This window comes from Streptomyces sp. NBC_00358 (genome assembly GCF_036099295.1).
In the GTDB taxonomy this organism is placed as follows: domain Bacteria; phylum Actinomycetota; class Actinomycetes; order Streptomycetales; family Streptomycetaceae; genus Streptomyces.
This window is the reverse complement of record NZ_CP107976.1, coordinates 3,296,448-3,314,678: the sequence shown is the minus strand read 5'-3', so window position 1 is coordinate 3,314,678 and position 18,231 is coordinate 3,296,448. Positions and strand designations below refer to the sequence as shown.

The 18,231-nt window shown below is 67.3% G+C and carries 21 protein-coding genes and 1 tRNA gene; 19 read left to right on the top strand and 3 right to left on the bottom strand.

Features of this window, described 5'->3' with window-relative positions; translation table 11 throughout:
• Positions 1-960: 960 nt before the first annotated feature.
• From OHT01_RS13690 to OHT01_RS13675, 4 genes are all read left to right on the top strand, one after another.
• Positions 961-1,575: a hypothetical protein gene (locus tag OHT01_RS13690; protein WP_328553423.1), complete on the top strand. Its 615-nt coding sequence runs from the start codon at positions 961-963 to the stop codon at positions 1,573-1,575.
• Positions 1,576-1,986: 411 nt separating this feature from the next.
• Positions 1,987-2,583 (top strand): hypothetical protein, encoded by a 597-nt coding sequence (locus OHT01_RS13685; protein ID WP_328553422.1) that lies wholly within the window; start codon positions 1,987-1,989, stop codon positions 2,581-2,583.
• Positions 2,584-3,145: 562 nt separating this feature from the next.
• Positions 3,146-4,381: a helix-turn-helix domain-containing protein gene (locus OHT01_RS13680; RefSeq protein ID WP_328553421.1), complete on the top strand. Its 1,236-nt coding sequence runs from the start codon at positions 3,146-3,148 to the stop codon at positions 4,379-4,381.
• Positions 4,363-4,941 carry a flavoprotein gene (locus OHT01_RS13675; protein ID WP_328553420.1) on the top strand — a complete coding sequence of 193 codons (579 nt, stop codon included), beginning with the start codon at positions 4,363-4,365 and terminating at the stop codon, positions 4,939-4,941. Before OHT01_RS13680 ends, OHT01_RS13675 begins: the two co-directional genes overlap by 19 nt.
• Before the next feature lie 217 nt (positions 4,942-5,158).
• Here the strand turns inward: OHT01_RS13675 and OHT01_RS13670 are convergent, their stop codons facing one another.
• Positions 5,159-5,554 carry a winged helix-turn-helix domain-containing protein gene (locus OHT01_RS13670; RefSeq protein WP_328553419.1) on the bottom strand — a complete coding sequence of 132 codons (396 nt, stop codon included), beginning with the start codon at positions 5,552-5,554 and terminating at the stop codon, positions 5,159-5,161.
• Between the two features lie 163 nt (positions 5,555-5,717).
• Between OHT01_RS13670 and OHT01_RS13665 the strand changes: the two genes are divergently transcribed.
• The 15 genes from OHT01_RS13665 (at position 5,718) to OHT01_RS13595 (ending at position 17,170) form a co-directional block, all read left to right on the top strand.
• The gene (locus tag OHT01_RS13665) at positions 5,718-6,017 is read left to right on the top strand and encodes a hypothetical protein (RefSeq protein ID WP_328553418.1); all 300 of its coding nucleotides are present in this window, start codon (positions 5,718-5,720) and stop codon (positions 6,015-6,017) included.
• Positions 6,014-6,160: a hypothetical protein gene (locus tag OHT01_RS13660; RefSeq protein WP_328553417.1), complete on the top strand. Its 147-nt coding sequence runs from the start codon at positions 6,014-6,016 to the stop codon at positions 6,158-6,160. Before OHT01_RS13665 ends, OHT01_RS13660 begins: the two co-directional genes overlap by 4 nt.
• Positions 6,157-7,155, top strand: a complete 999-nt coding sequence (locus tag OHT01_RS13655; protein ID WP_328553416.1) for a DUF2637 domain-containing protein — start codon at positions 6,157-6,159, stop codon at positions 7,153-7,155. Before OHT01_RS13660 ends, OHT01_RS13655 begins: the two co-directional genes overlap by 4 nt.
• Positions 7,152-7,802, top strand: coding sequence for a GGDEF domain-containing protein (locus OHT01_RS13650; RefSeq protein ID WP_328553415.1), 651 nt, complete (start codon positions 7,152-7,154; stop codon positions 7,800-7,802). Before OHT01_RS13655 ends, OHT01_RS13650 begins: the two co-directional genes overlap by 4 nt.
• Positions 7,799-8,818, top strand: a complete 1,020-nt coding sequence (locus OHT01_RS13645) for a DNA cytosine methyltransferase (RefSeq protein WP_328553414.1) — start codon at positions 7,799-7,801, stop codon at positions 8,816-8,818. The genes OHT01_RS13650 and OHT01_RS13645 overlap by 4 nt, the downstream gene beginning before the upstream one ends.
• Positions 8,815-9,150: a hypothetical protein gene (locus OHT01_RS13640; protein ID WP_328553413.1), complete on the top strand. Its 336-nt coding sequence runs from the start codon at positions 8,815-8,817 to the stop codon at positions 9,148-9,150. Before OHT01_RS13645 ends, OHT01_RS13640 begins: the two co-directional genes overlap by 4 nt.
• A 151-nt stretch (positions 9,151-9,301) precedes the next feature.
• Positions 9,302-11,542, top strand: coding sequence for a cell division protein FtsK (locus tag OHT01_RS13635; RefSeq protein ID WP_328553412.1), 2,241 nt, complete (start codon positions 9,302-9,304; stop codon positions 11,540-11,542).
• 140 nt (positions 11,543-11,682) lie between these two features.
• Complete coding sequence (locus tag OHT01_RS13630; RefSeq protein ID WP_328553411.1) at positions 11,683-11,934, top strand: hypothetical protein; 252 nt, start codon at positions 11,683-11,685, stop codon at positions 11,932-11,934.
• Positions 11,935-12,098: 164 nt separating this feature from the next.
• Positions 12,099-12,287, top strand: a complete 189-nt coding sequence (locus OHT01_RS13625; RefSeq protein ID WP_328553410.1) for a hypothetical protein — start codon at positions 12,099-12,101, stop codon at positions 12,285-12,287.
• Positions 12,288-12,298: 11 nt separating this feature from the next.
• On the top strand, positions 12,299-12,907 hold the full coding sequence (locus OHT01_RS13620) for a hypothetical protein (RefSeq protein ID WP_328553409.1): 609 nt from the start codon (positions 12,299-12,301) through the stop codon (positions 12,905-12,907).
• A gap of 3 nt (positions 12,908-12,910) precedes the next feature.
• Positions 12,911-13,375, top strand: coding sequence for a hypothetical protein (locus OHT01_RS13615; RefSeq protein WP_328553408.1), 465 nt, complete (start codon positions 12,911-12,913; stop codon positions 13,373-13,375).
• 90 nt (positions 13,376-13,465) lie between these two features.
• Complete coding sequence (locus tag OHT01_RS13610; protein ID WP_328553407.1) at positions 13,466-14,365, top strand: bifunctional DNA primase/polymerase; 900 nt, start codon at positions 13,466-13,468, stop codon at positions 14,363-14,365.
• A complete protein-coding gene (locus OHT01_RS13605; RefSeq protein ID WP_328553406.1) occupies positions 14,362-15,519 on the top strand; it encodes an AAA family ATPase in 1,158 nt (385 codons plus the stop codon). The genes OHT01_RS13610 and OHT01_RS13605 overlap by 4 nt, the downstream gene beginning before the upstream one ends.
• Positions 15,516-15,710, top strand: a complete 195-nt coding sequence (locus OHT01_RS13600; protein WP_328553405.1) for a helix-turn-helix transcriptional regulator — start codon at positions 15,516-15,518, stop codon at positions 15,708-15,710. The genes OHT01_RS13605 and OHT01_RS13600 overlap by 4 nt, the downstream gene beginning before the upstream one ends.
• Positions 15,707-17,170, top strand: a complete 1,464-nt coding sequence (locus OHT01_RS13595; RefSeq protein WP_328553404.1) for a tyrosine-type recombinase/integrase — start codon at positions 15,707-15,709, stop codon at positions 17,168-17,170. The genes OHT01_RS13600 and OHT01_RS13595 overlap by 4 nt, the downstream gene beginning before the upstream one ends.
• A 30-nt stretch (positions 17,171-17,200) precedes the next feature.
• On the opposite strand, the gene OHT01_RS13590 is transcribed toward OHT01_RS13595, so the two are convergent.
• Both OHT01_RS13590 and OHT01_RS13585 read right to left on the bottom strand, forming a co-directional pair.
• Positions 17,201-17,770: a hypothetical protein gene (locus OHT01_RS13590; RefSeq protein WP_328553403.1), complete on the bottom strand. Its 570-nt coding sequence runs from the start codon at positions 17,768-17,770 to the stop codon at positions 17,201-17,203.
• 166 nt (positions 17,771-17,936) lie between these two features.
• A tRNA-Arg gene (locus tag OHT01_RS13585) sits at positions 17,937-18,008 on the bottom strand.
• Positions 18,009-18,231 lie beyond the last annotated feature (223 nt).

Genomic DNA, 18,231 nt, shown 5'->3' with positions numbered 1-18,231 from the left:
GGGCTGCATCCGCCTGCACATACGCGAAGACCCCGGCCTCAGCGTTTCCGCTGGTGACGGGGTCTTTGGGCACCTCATAAGGGGTGCCCCCGGCAGGATTCGAACCTGCGCACACGGCTCCGGAGCACAATCAGAGTTCGGCTTGCGAATGGCCCTTGACCAGCAGGTTTCTTGATCGCGGGTGACGTCCTGTGGCGTCGTGTATCGCAGATAGTGCGAAGCCGGGGCTGGCCCGTGTCTGAGCTGGCCCTCTCGCCTGCTGGCGCGAGCCGCCGGACCGCTATCTGGCTAGGGGCTGTTCTCCAGCCCGGAACAGGCCAGACCTCTAAGGCTTGTCCGGCCAGTGGGCCCAGCTCCACCAGACATGCTCAGCGGCGTACTTCAACAGCGACCGGCAGATGCGTCGGCCATACGACCCCGCTCGTACAGCGCGAAGTCAGCGGGCGTCGGGGGTTGGCTGCACTCGGGACAAGCCAGGATCTCGCTGGTTACGCGCAGCCCGCTAACCGACCGACCTCTTCGTCCCGAACTCTCGGCTGCGAGGGCATTGGGGTCCGGCGGGCTGGTCAGTCGATCATTACTTCGCTGCTGTACTGCAACCGTTCTGGAGGGCGTTTCATGCTTGGTCAACGGAGCAGGTCAGGGCCTGGTCGTTACCGACCAGGCGTAGGCGAGTCCACGGGTAGCCCACCGCCTTGCCTCCTCAACGACTGGCGCGCCCGCTCGGTCCGTTGGACGCTGCGGCCCAGGTGCTCAACTGGCGGTATTTGGCCAGCGCCACGCGCCTTGTAATAGAGCCCTGAGTGCCGATATGTCGAAGGGCTGGCGCCCGCCTGTCTCTAGCGAGACAGGCCCAGTGAACTGCATTATAATGGCCATACCGGCACATTTGGGCTCCGTGAATGTGGGGGCGGTTAGAGGTTTGCCGGATCACGATCGAAAGCCTGCGCTGGGGGTAAAATGTCAGGAATACATTGCCGCTGGCTTGCTCTAGTCGGAGAGCCCCCCGCGCCAGAGGACTTCCCGCCCGACCCCACCGAGTTCGAATGGGGAAAAATGTGGGAGTGGACGAGTAAGGAAAAAGATATTTATGACGAGGGATGGGTTCACGTCTTTAGGAGAGAGCATCGGATAGCCGCCTATCAGGTGCTCTGTAGATGTGAAGACTCAACCCGCTTCATCCTGGGGGCTGCGTCTCCCATGCCAGTGGACACGGCTTGGGTCTTGAGTGCCTTCCGTGATAGATATGACATGCGGGATATGGTGACCACGCTGGACCCGAAGGCTGTTGAAACCTACACCTCGGCGAAGCTACTGTCGGTAAGATATGAGCGTGATCTCTATTCGCAAATAACGCGCTTCAGGGAGCCTGTGGCCCCCAGTGTCGTAGATCCCTCTGAAACGCTTTCCGGCATGAGTCTCTATCTCAATTCGGAGTCATCGCCAGAGCAGAGCGAAACTCCCCTGCTTAGCCTCTTCAGGGATGCGCAGTTTTATATCAACGAGTGCACGCCGGAGTACGTCGGCTGGGTAACGCGAGAAATAGCGTCACTCTGGCGACTTGAGGGTGAGTGAGATGCCTAACGGGCGAGATCCGCGCGGAGATATACACCTATTCGCCGAATGTGACTCGGACAGAATTAAGGCGTCCGGTTTGCATGTGGCGACCCTGGATAACCTCACCGACATTAGACTCTTTGATATGCATTTCAAGGTGTCCACTTCCCTGTGGATGAATCCCGTACTTGAGGTGGCATATCAGGCACCTAATTATTCGTCCAGCTCGCGAGTTCGGCACGGATCCGTGTTCGGAGGGCGGTTGGCGGTGAAGGAGTTCGAGCTTCAGAGGGCGGGATGGGCTGAAGGGGTCGAGGTTGTCACAACAGTCGCAGACTGGTCCAGAGAGGAATCGAATGACCCTGTAGTTGATGAGCCTTCCCGGCGATTTGATCGAACATGTCAGTATGACATTGAGGTAGGAGATTAGTGTCAGCCAGTGAGCTGTCTACCGCTCTGCTGGTTGTCGCGTTTCTTCAGGCAACTCTAGTGGTCTTGCTGCCTGAAACCCTAAAGCCGTTGGCGAGGCGATTCTTTGACAGTGAAGCTCGTCAAGCGGAGAAGCATGAAATCGATCTACCTGTGAGAGAAAAAGACAGGGAGCATCTGCTCGGCTTCCTTTTTCGACTATCATCCCTTGCATCTGCGTCAGTATCTACGCTGGCGGCGCTAATATCTATGGAGATAGTTCTAATCCTTTTCTCTGGCGTGGCGTTCACGGGTAATAGATCGCTAATCGGCTGGCTGTCCGTCGCCTTGGTGGCATTCTTTCTGTTTTTGATTGTGATGCTGATGAGCAAAATGATCAGAAGTGACATATGGCGAGTGAATCCAAATTCGCGTCGGCCGGCGAGAAAAAAGACAAGTGAAGAAGACCCTCGTCATTTTGTCAGGGGGATCTACAATTCTCGGGTATCTCTGCGGCTCTATGCGCACCGGATGAAGACCTTCAAGACGCTTTCGCCGTATAAAACGGCAGTCTGGGGTGCGACGATTCTGTTGACTGTTTTTAAAGCCTTCTTGTAGTCGTGAACGTAGAGCCTGCAGTATTATGCAACGCTTCGAACCGCTTCGCCCCGGATGACTGTTGAAGTTAGAACGCGTGATGGAGCCGTGATGCGAGCCAAATAACGGCAGGCGGGGCCAAGGGCGGCGTACTCCCCGTAGCAGACTTCGTCGGCGGGGCTCAGGGGTGGGGACAGGGGCGCAGGCTCGGCTGGAAGCCGAGCAGCCTTGACCAGGCTCGGATCGGAAGTCGCCTCCCGGCTCCTACGCCCATTGAAAGGTCGGCTTCGCCGACGGGCTGAAACACCCTGGGTGTTGCAGCCCGTCTGTCACCGGACAGCCCGGACAGCGGCTCAATGAGCTGTCCGACCCATTAGCGCAGGTGAGAGCGCTAACCGGACAGCCGGACAGTCCGGACACGTTCGGCATAGGTCCGTCAGACCCGGACAATCTGTCCGGGTTTGCTCTTGCTCCGTGCCTCACGCTCGCCGTGGGGTTGTTGGAGGCCGAGATTGCTTACTAGCTCCCCGCCGCGTCGGTACCGTGAGAGACGCCCCTACTCAGCAGCGGGAGGCAACACCCCATGCGTGGTCTTGGAGATCACCTCAGCATCGGCGAGCGCATTGCGTTCTACCGGAAGCGCCGCGGCTACACGCAGGAGGTGCTGGCTGGCTTGGTCGGTCGTAGCACCGACTGGCTCGCGAAGATTGAGACCGGGCGACGGAAGCCGCCGCGTATCGACATGCTCGCGGAGTTAGCCCGCATCCTGCGCGTCCAGCTCGGGGATCTGCTTGGGCAGACCGTTCTCTTGGAAGATGAGCGACAGCAGGATGACGTCCCCGCTGTTCGTGACGCACTCATGAGCCCACGGCGCCTCTCACGCCTGCTGTTTGGTCCCGACGCTGACGCTCAGCTCCCGACTCCCGCTCCTGTGGCCGTACGCGTGGAACAGGCGTGGAACGACTATCAGGGCGGACGGCTCGGCACTGTCGTTGCTGCGCTTCCTGCATTGCTTCAGACGGCGCAGGAGTTGGAAGAGCGAGCCGCGCGGCGCGGTGAAGAGCGCGGCGACTGCTGGGCAGTGTCGGCCCGTACGCATCATCTCGCGGCTACAACACTGGCAAAGATCGGGGAGTCGGACGTCTCTTGGCTCGCTGCCGAGCGTGCGATGCGAGCCGCTGATGAGTCGGATGACCCGCTCGTGCTGGCGTCCGCGGCCCGGTCTGGCACGCATGCTCTGCTTGCCAATGGGCGCTACGACGACGCCCTCGAACTGGGTAACACGGCTGCGGCCTGGCTGGCGTCCCAGGTGTCCGTGCATGATCCAGCGGCGCTCAGTCTGCTGGGGATGATTCACCTCCGGGCGGCTGTCGCGGCGGCACGGCATCAGGACCGGCCCACGGCTACAGGTCTGTTAGCTCGTGCCGAAGAGCTCGCAGGCGACCTCGGGTCGGATGAGAACTACTGGCAGACCGGCTTTGGACCGACGAATGTCCTGCTCCATCGCCTGTCCATTGAGCTGGATCTCGACAACGTCTCGTACGTTGTGCAGCACGGCCGGATCAACGTCGACCACATGCCGCAGGAGCGCAGCGTCTCGCACCGCATCGACTATGCGCGTGCTCTGTCGCTCGCGGGCCAGGGTGACGAGGCATTCGCAGCGCTACGCACAGCCGAGCGCACTTCCCCGCAGCTCGTGCGCAACAATCCGAGAGTGCGTGAGACGCTCCGGGACCTGATCAAACAGTCCCCCGTGACCGGCGGATCGCGTTCATCCGAGGTGTTCGTGATGGCTCAGCGGTGCAGGGCGGTGCAGTGAGTTCAGGCAGGCGCGGAGTGCTTGGGGTGGTCGGATCGGCGGCCGGAGGCGTAGAGGCACTGCGCACTGGCCTTGTCGAACCCGCGATGGCGCGAGGGTGGCAGGTGGCTGTCACCCTGACGCCGACCGCTGGTCAGTGGCTACGGATGAACGGCGAAGTCGAGCGGCTGGAAAGACTCACCGGCCTGCCCGTACGTGACGAACCGCGGCTTCCTGGTGAGGCTCGACCACACCCAGCGGTGGACTGTTACGCGGTCGCTCCTGCTTCGGCCAACATGGTTGCCAAACTCGCGGTCGGATTGATGGACAACCAAGCTCTGACCCAGGTTGGTGAGGCTATCGGCACCCTCGGCCTACCAGTTGTCGTCTTCCCGCGCGTGAACGCGGCACATGCTCGGCACCCCGCGTGGCAGGGCCACATCGACACCCTCCGAGCCGGGGGAACTCGCGTCGTCTACGGCCCTGACGTTTGGCCGCTGTACGAGCCAAGGGAAGCGCCGGCTTCGCGCGAACTGCCGTGGACAGCCGTACTGGACGCCGTGGACGCAGCTAGGTCTTGACGGCTCGTCAACCTGCTTGTCCTGCACGGAAAAGAGGACCCGGACAGAGTGTCCGGGTCCTTGTCTGTTGACGGCCGCATGCTCGTTGGCATGTCAGGGACTAATGATCGAGTCGGCGAGTTAGGAGGCTTGACTCCTGCAGAACTTGCCGTGATCCAAGCGAGTTTGAGCAAGGCGCGCGCCACGGCGGAGCGGTTGGTGAGGCGCGCCGATGAGCTCACTGCGAGGGTGGAGTCTCGTCGCCAACAAGCTGTTCCAGGCGGTCCAGCCGCTCGCCGAGCAGGCGAAGCGCGTCATGAATAGAGCTGAGCTCTGCCGAGAGGGCGGTGAACGCCGGACTGCTGCCGGGCTCGGTCCCGAGCGGCAACGATGGGTCACGGACGAACGTTCCGCGGCCCTGCTGGGTGAGAACCAGTCCCTCGTCACGCAGCTGGCCATACGCGCTCTGCACGGTCATGAGCTGCACGCCGAGGTCTTTGGCGAGTTTGCGAGCGGCAGGAAGCCGATCTCCCGGGTCGTACCCGTGGCTCGGCCCCGTGATCTTCTCGCGGAACTCCGCAGCGATCTCCTTTGCTGTGGGTGCCTGCTTGGGCGCTTCTGGGCTCTGCTCCATGGGGTCGAGAGTAGCTGGACCTAGGTCAATCTCGGTTTCTCAGGTCAACCCGATTGACAGTTCGGATTGACATAGGTCAATCTGAAGTCGCGACGCCGGGACTCCCCAGCAAGGTCGCCCGACATCGCGGCTCTCCCTGCTCCTTCGACTCTGGAGAACGCCCATGCGCACGTACGTCGGCCATCAACAGGCCGTATCGGCAGAAGACTTCGTGGAACTGGCCCTGGGCACCCCGGTCGAGCTGTGGCTCGGGGTGGAGGGTGAGAACGAGATGGAGCGCGCGGCCCGCTTGGACGCGGCGCGGGACATCCTTGTGGCCCCGGAGTACCGCAGCCTCCCGGACGACGTGGCCCGCATCGCCGCCGAGGTGATCGAGGCACACGCCCCGGAGCTGTTCAACGTGGTCCCGCTGGCCCGCCCGAGCGGGCGCCGTCGGCCCTCTCGGAAGGGGGCGGCGGCATGAGTGAGGACATCAACTTCCAGGACCGCATGTTCCTGGAGAGTGAGGCCGTCTACCAGCGGATCCTTGACGGCCAGGTCGTCAACGTGGAAGCCGAACTGATGGACGCCCAGCTCCGGGCTTCGGAGGAGGGCGAGACGTCATGAGCGCTGCGACTGAGGTCGTCAGTCGGCCGGCGGTGCCGCCGCTGACGAAGCCGGAGACGGGTCTTGCCGGACTGGGCGCGCTGGCCGCGGCTGGGGTCGGCGCCCTGGGACTGATCGCTTCGTTCGACGCCGTCTCCACTGCTGCGGCCCGATGGGGGTTCGGTGAGCCGTGGATGCTGCCGGTCGGTATCGACGTGGCCATTCCGGTGTTCACCGTGGCCAACCTGCTGTTGATCCGGATGGACATGGCGTTGGCGTGGGTGCGGTTCGTGCCGTGGGCGCTGACGCTGGTCACCTGCGGGCTGAACGTTGCCGCCGGGCATTCCTTGTGGGCGAAGGTCGCACACGGCACGATGCCGCTGCTGTGGGTGGTGTTCTCCGAGATCGGCGCCCACGTCTACGCAGTGCGGATCGGCGCCGCGATCGGCCGGCGGATGGAGAAGGTGCGGTTCTCCCGCTGGATGCTTGCCCCGCTGTCGACGTTCGCACTGTGGCGGCGGATGACGCTGTGGGAGATCACCTCGTACTCCGAGGCGCTGAAGCGGGAACGTGAGCGGCAGTTAGCCCGTGCCCGTCTGCGTGAGCAGCACGGCTGGCGGTGGCGGTCGAAGACCCCTCGCCCGGAACGTGTGCTGCTGAAGCTGGGGGAGCTGGCCCCGGCGATCGAGGACGTCCCACCCCTGCCTCAGCAGACAGACGAACCGGCACCGCAGATTCCCAAGGCACCGCGCAAGCGCGCGACCGGCACCAAGGGCAAGGCCAAGGCCAGCAAGGCGCCGCGGACCCCGGCGGAACTGCTCGCTGAGGCCCGCCAGGCGACGGCCGAGTGGGCCGATGGCGCGATCAACGCCGATGCCATCCGCACCACGCTGCACTGCTCGGCTGCCAACTCCCGAGTGCTGCGCGATCTGTTGCTCAGCGAGCGGGCCGAGGGGCGCCACCTGCACACCGTCGACGGGGACGACAGCCAGGGCATTGAGGGGGCGGCGGCATGAACACCATGGTGAGCATGCTGGCCGCGGCGGCTCCGGTCGCCTCCGGTTGGACGGCGCACACGCTGTGGCTGCGGCGGCGCCTGAACGTCGCCCGCCGTGACCCGTTGACCGGACTGCGGACGCGCGAGGCGTTCACCCGCCGTGCCACTGCTCTGCTGCGGAATTCACGCGCCATCGTGGTGCTGGCCGATGTCGACCGCTTCAAGCAGATCAACGACACCTTCGGCCACGCAGCCGGAGACGCGCTGCTGAAGGCAACCGCCGGCCGGCTCGCCCACTACGTCGGCCATGCCGGAGTCGCCGGGCGGCTCGGGGGCGACGAGTTCGCCGCCGTCCTGATCGATGACCACGGCACCGCTGCCGACATGCTCGCCATCCTGCACAGCGTGCTCGCCCGCCCGGTCGACGGCCAGGACCCGGTCGTACACACCACGGTCTCTCTCGGCTGGGTGCGCGCCGCCGATTTTCCCGGCGACGACCTGTCCGTTCTACTGCGGCGGGCGGATGAAGCGATGTACGCGGCCAAGCAGGGACGAGCCGGCACCCGCCGGGCGGGACTGGGCCGGCTGTTCGGCACGGTCGCCGGACGGCGGGCTGGCCGGAGGGGCGCCCGCACCAACACGCCGGCCGCGGGGGTGACGGCATGAGCGCCCTGCGGATCGGCTCGGTGTGCACCGGCTACGGGGGCCTGGACCAGGCCGTACAGGAGGTGTTCCGCGGAGAGCTGGCGTGGCTGGCGGACAACGACCCCGGCGCCGCACTCATCCTCGCCCACCACCACCCGAGCGTGCCCAACCTCGGGGACATCACCGCCCTGGACTGGCGCGACGTCGAACCGGTCGACGTCCTCACGGGCGGCTATCCGTGCCAGCCGTTCAGCACCGCGGGCAAACGGGAGGGAACCAAGGATGCCCGGCACCTCTGGCCGTACATTGCCCGTGCCCTTGGGGTTCTTCGACCCCGCTACGCGATCTTTGAGAACGTCGCGAACCACCTTCGAATCGGCTTCGACACTGTCCTCTGCGACCTTGCCGACCTCGGGTTCGATGTTGAGTGGTGTGTTGTACGCGCGGACGAGGTCGGTGCTCCCCATCGGCGTAAGCGGCTTTTCCTCCTCGTCGCTGCTGCCGACGCCGCGGACCTCGGACACGAACGGAGCGGGTCAGCACGGCGACGGGGGAATGGACCTGCGGACCACCGTCAGCCTGTTGCCGACGCCGAACGCCTCGTCTCCCGGGACGACGGCGAACTACCGGCCGGACGGGACGCCCTACAGCAGCGGGTACGGGATGACGCTCCTCGATGCGGCGCGCCTGCTGCTGCCGACACCGACGGCATCGGACGGGGAACGGGCGAGCACGGAGTACGGGCGGGGCAATCCGACCTTGCGTGGGGCCGTTTCGGGCCCGCGATCGCGCGGTGGGAAGCGGCGACCGACCGCCGTGCCCCCTGGGCAACTGACGATCGCGGACGCCTGAGCCCCGCGTTCGTCGAATGGATGATGGGCCTGGACCCCGGCCACGTCACCGCCGTGCCTGGCCTGTCGCGCACCGCCCAGCTCAAGGCACTGGGAAACGGCGTGGTGCCGCCGCAGGCCGTTGCAGCCCTGCACCTCCTGCTCAGCCGTACCGAACCCGCGACGTGGGGGAGGGCAGCGGCGTGAAGTCACAGCCCATCGTCGGCGCCGCGCTCTTCCGCACGGTGATGGAGGCGGCCGGCTACCGCTGCCAGTGCAGCGGCGAGTGCGGCCAGCCCCACACCAAGGGCGACGGCCGCTGCCGGCACGAGCACGACCACCACACCAGCAAGCACGGACGCCGGGTCCGACTGATGGCCGCACCCGCCGACCCCCTCGCCACCGACGTCGCCGCCGCCCGCCTTCCGGCGAGCGAGCTGCGCGCCTGGTGCCCCGACTGCCACGGCGCCGCCGCACGGCACGTCCGCAGGCAGCTTCCCCCGACCCCGACAGATCAGTGCGGCCTGTTCGACCTGTAACCACCCCTGAATCCCAGTCAGGCCTGATTTCAGTTCAGGGTTCCGGGGCCCAAACAGCCCTAGGTTCAACGCCCGTTGGGGCTCGGCCCTCAACCGACCAAAGCGATGACCGAGCCCCGACTTACCCCTCCTGTTCAGGAAGGAAGTCCCAGTGAAGCACCCCGACGACGACAACGAACTCTTCAACCGGCTGGAAGCCGAGATGACCGATCCCGCGGCCCGGTCCGGGGGCGAGGTGGTCGACCTCGGCAAGGCGCGCACCGCGCGCGGCGAGTCGACCGATTCGGCTCCCGACGCGTCGGCCGACTCCCGGCTGTCGCAGTCGGCCGACCCGGAGTCGACCGAGTCGGCCGACGGACGGCGGACCCTGGTCGACAGCATGGTGCCGACCGTGTCCGGGCCCGGCGTCATCGACCGGATCAAGAACTCCAAGCGGCTGGACGTCTTCCCGGCCTGGCTCAAGTCGGCGGCGGAGTTCCGGGAAGCGCTCGGCTGGCTGGCCGGGCACGCCTGGCACACCGTCGCCTTCCACGCGGTCCGCGTGCCGTTCGTCTACCTGCCCAAGCTCGTCTGGCGCGCCCCGCGCGGCGCGCTCAACTCCCTTGGCAAGGTGGGCCGCTGGTCTGTGGACGCCGAGGGCGAGGCGCTGCGTCAGTACACGGCCACGAACGAGCAGGTCGACGAGTACCTGAAGCTCTCCCGGCAGCGGGACCGCCGAGTGCGCCTGCGGATGATCCTCACCGTCATCGGTGCCGTCTTCGCCCTCGGACTCGCCCTGTTCCTGGTCTACGGCGCTGAGCCGATGACGCAGGTCATCGCCGTTGCGGTGGCGGTGCTCGGTTTCGGTCTGGCCGGGGCGCCGGCGGATGCGCCGCTGGCGACGCGGGCGGTCGTCAAGACCGAGGTGCAGAAGCTGACCAGCGACATCGTGGTCAAGGCCATGGCCTCCATCGGCATCGGCCAGATCGCCAGTGCCGTGGCCAAGGGCAAGGACGGCATCCAGTTCGCCGCTCCCATCACCCGCGAGGGCCCCGGCTGGCGCGCGGACATCGACCTGCCGCTCGGCGTCACGGTCGCGGACGTGGCCGACCGGCGTGCCCGGCTCGCCTCCGGCCTGCGCCGGCCGCTCGGGTGCGTGTGGCCGGACGCCGACCCCAACGAGCACGAGGGGCGCCTGATCCTGTGGGTGGGGGACCGGGACCTGTCCAAGACCGGCATCGTCAGGTGGCAGCTCGCAGGCGCCCGCCGGCACGACATCTTCAAGGGCATTCCGTTCGGCCTGGACCCGCGCGGCCGTGGCCAGTCGGTGCCGATGATCCAGCACAACGTGCTGATCGGTTCCCAGCCCGGCCAGGGCAAGACCGCCTCCGTCCGCGTGCTCGCCTGCGGGGCGGCACTGGACCCGTCGGTGGAAATGTGGCTGCACGAGCTGAAAGGCACCGGCGACGTGGACGCCCTCGCCTGCACCTGTCACCGGTTCGTCTCCGGCATCGACGACGACTCCATCAAGTACGCCGCCGACTCCCTCACCCTGCTGCGCGCCGAGGTCATGCGCCGCGCAGCCGCGATCAAGAAGCTGCCGCGGGACCTGTGCCCGGACAAGCGCATCACCCGCGCCATCGCCGACAAGCGCTCGCTGAAGCTGTGGCCGCTGCTGGCCGTGTTCGACGAGTGCCAGAACCTGTTCGCCCACCCCAAGTACGGCAAACAGGCAGGTGAGGACGCCGAGTTCATCATCAAGCTCGGCCGCGCCCTCGGGGTGATCCTGATCCTGGCCACCCAGCGCCCGGACAAGGACTCACTCCCGACCGGGATCAGCGGCAACGTGTCCATCCGCTTCTGCCTCCGCGTCGCCGGCCAGGTCGAGAACGACATGATCCTCGGCACGAGCGCCTACAGGAACGGCGTGCGCGCCACCGCGTTCCGCCCGGAGATCGACGCAGGCAACGGCTACCTCGCCGGTGCCGGCCCCCTGCCGAGCGTGGTCCGCACCGCCTACCTCGACGACCCGGCCACCAACACCATCGCCCAGCGCGCCCTCGCCCTGCGCAAGGCCGAAGGCACCCTGTCCGGCCACGCGCTCGGTGAGGACGCCGAGAGCACGACCGGACCGTCCTACGACCTGCTCGCCGACGTCGCCGCGGTCGTGCCCGCCTCGGAGAAGCGGGTGTGGAACGAGCGGATCGCCGCCCGGCTCGCGGAACTGCGGCCGGAGATCTACGGCGGCTGGAAGGGCGAAAACGTCACCAGCGCCCTCAAGCCGCACGGCATCAAGACCACCGGCATCGCCGGGACCACCGACGACGGCGAGCGCACCACCCGCCGCGGAATCGTCCGCGACGACCTCACCACCGCGATTGCGGAGCGTGACGAAAACCGGGGAGCCGCCTAGCCCCGCACCACCGCTACCGGTAGCGGGCCCACCTGCTACCGGTAGCACCCCCGCTAGCACCCCAAATGGCACCCCACCTGTGATCTAGCGGATAGCACCCCACCTGCGAAAACCCCGGAAACCGGCCCGGAGGGACCCCGATGACCCCCATAGCCCTCGCTGTCGCATGCCTGCTCGTCATCACACTCTGTTACAGCACTCTGTGTGCAGGGAGCCCGTTCGGCACCTGCCGCAAGTGCAACGGCTTCGGCTTCGCCACCACCACCGACCGCAAAGGACGCCCCAAGCGCGGCAAGCACTGCCGCCGCTGCAAGGGCCGCGGCAAACGCGTCCGCATCGGCCGATGGCTCTACAACCGCGCCCAGCGGATCTACCGCGAAGGAACGCGCTGACAGCGGACGCGAGACGGCCGACGGTGCCCGTCATGAGACGTACCCCGCTCTTTGCAGGAGCTAGGCGGGCGCAACCGTCGGCCAGCCGCCGAGGGCTGCCAGCACCCCGGGGCCAGACGCATCCAACCAACCCTCTCAGCGAACCGTCAAAGGAGATTCCCGTCGTGGCCGTCACCGTCTCGCTTGTGGCCCTGTTCGGACTCGTCCTGTTCTTCCTGCTGCGCTCCAAGTCCCTCGGCTACGGCGCCGCGTTCATCGCCGCGATGTTCGGGTTCTTCCTCGCCTCGACCGGCGCCGCCGGACCCATCAACCAACTCGCCGTCGCTGTCATCGACGCCATCCCGCACTCGTGAGGAGTGGGCACGTGAACGAACAGATCATCGCCCGGCACTGGCTCGCCATCATCGCGCCCAAGGCAACGCCCGCCATCGCCACATCCACCGTGCTGATCCTGGCCCGCATCTGGAACGCCAACGGCGCCGAACACTCCATCGGCAACGCCGTGTTGATGACCGCGCTGTCCCTCGCTGCCGCAGCGGCCGGCATGTGCGCGAGCATCGGCCAGGCCGGAGACCCCGTCATCGCCGGAACCGCGTTCGCCGCCTCCGGCGGGCTCGCCCTCGCCGGGGTTGCCGGATACGCCGACGGCCTCTCGCTGCCGCTGCTGCTGTGGGTGCTCGCCACCGCCGTCGCCTACGGGCTCGCCGCGCGGTACTGGCGCACCGACCGCCGCGAGCTCATCGCTTACGAGCGGCAGACCAGCGCGCGCCTCGAGGAACACGCCCACACCGAGCGCGTCGAAGCCCTGCGTGCCGGAGCACAGATCGAGGTGGCCCGCACCGGCGCCGCCTACGCCGAACAGCTCGCCCAAGCCCTCATCACCCGTGCCGTCCTGCCCGGCTTCGACTCCAAGGCCGTCGAAGCCGCCGGACTGCCCGAACTCCCGTCCATCAGCACCGGCAAGGAGTACTGACCCATGTTCGAGATCCGCATCATCTGCGACCCAGCCGACAAGGACCGCGTAACCGCGACCCTGGCCGCCGCATTCACCACCGGTCCGGCGCGCCAGCACCCTACCCGCGACGGCCAGCGCACCCGCCTCTACCTCACCGCTGACCACCGCACCGCGCCGGAGCCGTGGCCCGCGGCGGAAGCGGCGTACGCACTCGCCCCGAGCATCATCAGCGAGATCGGATGGACCGCCCGGACCGCAGCCGACAGGCCGTTCCTCGACGCGCTCAACCGGGAGTTCTGGCTCCGCAAGGCCGCGCTGCTGGACCGCATCGCGCTGAGCAACGAAGCCGACAGCGTCACCCACGACGCGACCGACCTCGCCACCCGAGCCGCACAACGGCTGATGGAACTGGACGACACGGCCGTCGCCAGCGACCCGCGCCACTACGTCCGCCAGCAGTACGCCGCTTGGGCCAAGAACCAGTAGCAACGCCGCGGCGGCGGGACTCCCCAGCAAGGTCGCCCGCCGCCGCGGTTCTCCCTGCCCATCCGAAGACAGAACAGGAGAACCACCAGCATGCCGTACCCGGACGGCTCTGCCCAGCTCACCGCCGCGCTTGACGCGGCATCCCGTAACTGGCGCGTCTTCCCTCTCATCCCTGGCGACAAGCGCCCGGCCATCTCCGACTGGGAGACCCGCGCCACCACCGACCCGGACCGCATCACCCGGGCCTGGTCCGTCGGCGCCTTCAACGTCGGCATCTCCACCGGCCCCTCCGGCCTGATCGTCATCGACCTGGACAAGCCCAAGCACCCCGGCGACACCCCGCCGGCCGCGTGGGCCGAGCACGGCGTCAGCGACGGCGCCGACGTCCTCGCCGTGCTCTGCGAGCACCACGGCCAGCCCTTCCCCGCCGACACATACACCGTCCGCACCTGGAGCGGCGGCATCCACCTGTACTTCCTCGCCCCCGAGGGCGAACCACTGCGCAACACCGCCGGGGACAGCGCCTGCGGGCTCGGCTGGAAGGTCGACACCCGAGCATGGGGCGGGCTGGTGGTCGGCGCGGGCAGCACCGTCGCCGGACAGCCGTACGAGATCACCCACGACAGGCCCGTAGCACCCCTGCCGGGCTGGCTCGCCGAACTCCTGCGCCCTGCGCCGCTGCCCCCACAGACGCCCATCACGGTCGCCCTCACCGGCCACGGACGGCGCACCGCCTTCCTGCGTTCCGCGCTCAACGGGGAAGTGGAGCGGGTTATCGGCTCCGGCCCGCATGAGCACAACAACGCGCTCTACATCGCCGCGGTTGCCCTGGGACAGCTCGTCGCCGGAGGCGAGCTGAGCGAAGCCGACGTCACCGGCTGGCTCCTCACCGCCGCGCTCCAAGTCGGCCAGGGCGAACGCGAAGCACGGCGCACCATCGCTTCCGGCCTGCGGGCTGGCGCCCGGCGTCCCCGGACGGTCGCCGCATGAGCGCCAACCCCATCCCGCCCCTGCACCTGTACTCCGTGCCCAGCGACACCGAGGCGGTCTCGGTCCCGCCGCCGAAGCGGGAGCGCCCGCGGACCGCATGGACGGCCGATCAGCTCATGGCCGCCAGCTTCCCCGAGCCGAAATGGGCCGTGCCCGGCATCCTGGCCGAGGGCGTGAGCCTGCTTGCCGGACCGCCCAAGGTCGGCAAGTCCTGGCTCTCCCTCGGACTCGCCCTCGCGGTCGCAGCCGGAGGCCAAGCGTTCGACTCCGTGCCCGTCCAGGGCGGACCCGTGCTCTACCTCGCACTAGAGGACACCCCGCGGCGCCTTCAGACCCGGATGGGCAAGCTCTTGGGCGGACAGCCGGCACCCGCCGGGCTGACCCTGGTCACCGAATGCCCACCCTTCCCCCAGGGCGGAACCGAGGCCATCGCCCAGTGGCTGGACCGTAACCCCGACGCTCGCATGGTCGTCATTGACGTGTTTGCCAAGATGCGCGGACAGGCCCCGGCCGGCGTTTCGGCGTACGACGCGGATTACGTCTCCGTCGGCTACGCGAAGCGCCTTGCGGACCACTACGGCATCGCCGTCGTCCTGGTCCACCACGTCCGCAAAGCGGGCTCGGACGACTTCCTGACAGAGGTGTCCGGGACCAACGGCATCGCGGGCGCCGCGGACGCAACGCTCGTACTGAAGCGGGCCCGCGGGCAGGCGGACGGCATCCTGCACGTCACGGGCCGCGACGTAGACGAAGCCGAGTACGCCCTCAGCTTCCAACCCGCCTCCGGAGCCTGGCATTTGTTGGACGGCCCGGCCACCGACCACACCGTCGGAGACACCCGAGCCACGATCCTCCGCTACGTCCGTGCCCATCCCGGCGCGAAGCCCAAGGACATGGCAGGCGAGCTGCCGCACGTCGACATGGACACGATCCGCCGGACCTGCGCCCGCATGGCCGAAGCGGGACAGCTCACCAGGGACGTCGGCGGCCGGTACTACCCGGACACCGAGACCCGGACACAGGGCGCCCCGGAGGTGTCCGGGCTGTCCGGCTGTCCGGTTAACCCCCCTGAGCTGCAAGAACGGCCCGGACAGTCGGAATTGGAGCTGTCCGGGCTGTCCGGGTCGACCGAAGCCGAAGGGACGGCGGTATGAGCGCCCGCGCGCTGGACGAGAAGTTGACCGTCGCCGAGGTCATCACTGATCTGAAGGTGGCTCCGTCGACCTTCTACCGGTGGCGCCAGCTCGGGAAGGGTCCCCGCGCGATCAAGCTCCCGAACGGCGACGTGCGGATCCGGCGGTCGGAGTACGAGCGCTGGCTCACGGAGCGGGAGGACGCTGCGTGAGCACGAATGAGGGCACCCCGGCTCGACGCCCGCACGGGTCGGCCCGGCCGGGATACTCCCTCGACGTCCGGCTGTGGAAGGTCACGAAGGTCGACCGCAAGGCGCGCCCGTATCAACTCCGTTGGGTCGTGGGCGGGAAGGTGAGCAGCGCGACGTTCGCCACTTCGGCACTCGCCGAGAGCCGACGCTCGGAGCTCCGACAGGCCATGCGCCGGGGCGAGGCGTTCGAGATCGCGAGTGGACAGCCTGAGTCCGAAGTCCGTGCGGCGGCTGAAGCGGCGGCAAAGGCGGCTGAGGCCGAGCCGTCGTTGCGGTGGTTCGAATTCTGCCGGAAGTACGTCGCCGGGCGGTGGCGCATGAGCGCAGCGAAGACGCGTGAGGGCATGGCGGACGCGCTCGCCGCCGTGGCCCTGGCCATGGTGAAGCGCGGGGACGACGCTCCTGACGACAAGTACCTGCGGCTGGCATTCCGGTGGGGGATCGTCCCCGCGAACGCGGGAGAGGATCCGCCGGCCGAGCTGAAAGCCGCGTACGGGTGGCTCACGACGCAGGACCGGCCCGTTGTCGACCTGATTGACCTTGAGGTGTTCGAGGACGTGGTGTACCGCCTCAGCTATCGGCTGGACGGCACCCCAGCGGCGGGTGAGACGCACAGACGGCGGCGCCGCGCCTTGAACACGGCCCTCGAACACGCAGTCGCCGCCAAGGAACTCCCCGAGAACCCGCTCCAAGGAGCCCGCGGGAAACGCGTGGGCTCCGGTGGAGTGGTGGACCGCCGCGTTCTCGTGAACGCCGTACAGGGGCGCCAGTTGCTCACCGCCGTCTCCTACGTCGGCTCGTGGGACCGCAACCGCGGACGGCGCCTGGTGGCGTTCTACGGGGTCCTGTACTACGCGGGGCTCAGGCCCGCTGAGGCGGTCGGGTTGAGGCTCTCTGACTGTCACCTATCGGAGAAGGGTTGGGGCACGTTGACGCTGCGGGAGACGCGCCCTGTCTCGGGCAAGCAGTGGACCGACTCCGGGGAGCGGCACGACCGTCGGGGCCTGAAGGCTCGCGAGTCCGATACCGACCGCCCGGTGCCCATCCCGCCCGTCCTGGTCGCCATCCTTCGGGCTCACCTGAAGGAGTTCGGGACCGCCAAGGAAGGGCGCGTGTTCGGGAACGAGCGCGGGGGAGTCGTCGGCTCATCCACGTACTGGCGCGTATGGGAGGAAGCGCGACTGCTCGCCCTCCCGCCCGACCGCGTCGTATCGCCGCTCGCCGGACGCCCGTACGACCTGCGGCACGCCTGCATCACGCGGTGGCTCAACGCGGGAGTCCCGATCGCTGAAGTGGCCCGGCGCGTCGGCAACTCCCCAGAGGTGATCCACCGCCGGTACCACGGCTGCATCGACGGGCACGAGGAAGCGGCCAACGAGAAGATCACGAAGGTCCTGGAGGAAGAGGGAGACATCATCTAGCCAATGCGCCAGGTGCAGAGGGCGACTCTTCTAAGAGTCGCCCTCTTTCGGCTCCCGCAAAGCCTGCTTGGTGATATCGATCAACTTCCCCCGCTGTTCATGAAACGCTCGACGCCTGCTGTGGAAAGCGTCGGAATGTGCATCGATAGGCAGCCCTCCGCTGGTGGCGCCCTCCCACCGGCACCAGGAGTCGTAGATCGGGACCGCCAGGGCGTAAACCGTCTGACAGATCGCTCGGGCCTCGTCTGGTCCCCAGACGCCGAGCAGGAGGGCGTTGCGCAACATCGCGCGGTGCGCTTCCAAATACTGGTCGTGCAACTCGTTTCCTGGCATTTGCCCGAGAGCGAGTTTGACCGACGCGGCCCCCAGGGCGCTGTCCACTGTCGCCACCTGATCGAGTACGTTTAAGAGAACCTGGCTGCGCTGTTCTCGCGCCCAGTGCTCCCAATCGGCTGATCGTTGGGCGGCCACTTGCGCCCTTGCCGTCTCGATGCCCTGCCTTGCGCCGAAGCGGGCAGCCAGCCATGCGGCGATTGCCGACGCGAGGGTGCCCACTAGCGCGGCTATGCCAGCGAGCAGCGTCGCCTTGCCGTCATCCATCGCAGCATCATCCCGGCAAGATCGGACGTGCGTGGTGTGTATCGCAGATAGTGCGCGAACAGTGAGAAAGAACGAGAAAGAGCGGGAGTCAGTGAGACTGACTCCCGCTCTTTCGTCCAGGCATCCGCCCAGCTCAGCGTGTGATTCTTGCTGGCTGTGTGGCGAGTGCCCCCGGCAGGATTCGAACCTGCGCACACGGCTCCGGAGGCCGTTGCTCTATCCCCTGAGCTACGGGGGCGTGTCGGGCGCTTTGTGCGGCGACGGGTAGAACCCTACCAGCTCTTCCAGGGGTGATCGCCACGTGTTTTGGCCCGGGCCGGGTGGTGTTGCGGGGAGCGTGGGAGGAGTGGCTGCTGCAGGGTGGATGGGGTGCGCACGCGGTGAGCTGATGGCATCTGGACACGGAGGGCTGTGGGCTGATGGAGTCCGGACGCGGCGGTGCGGTGGAGTCCGCCCGCGGT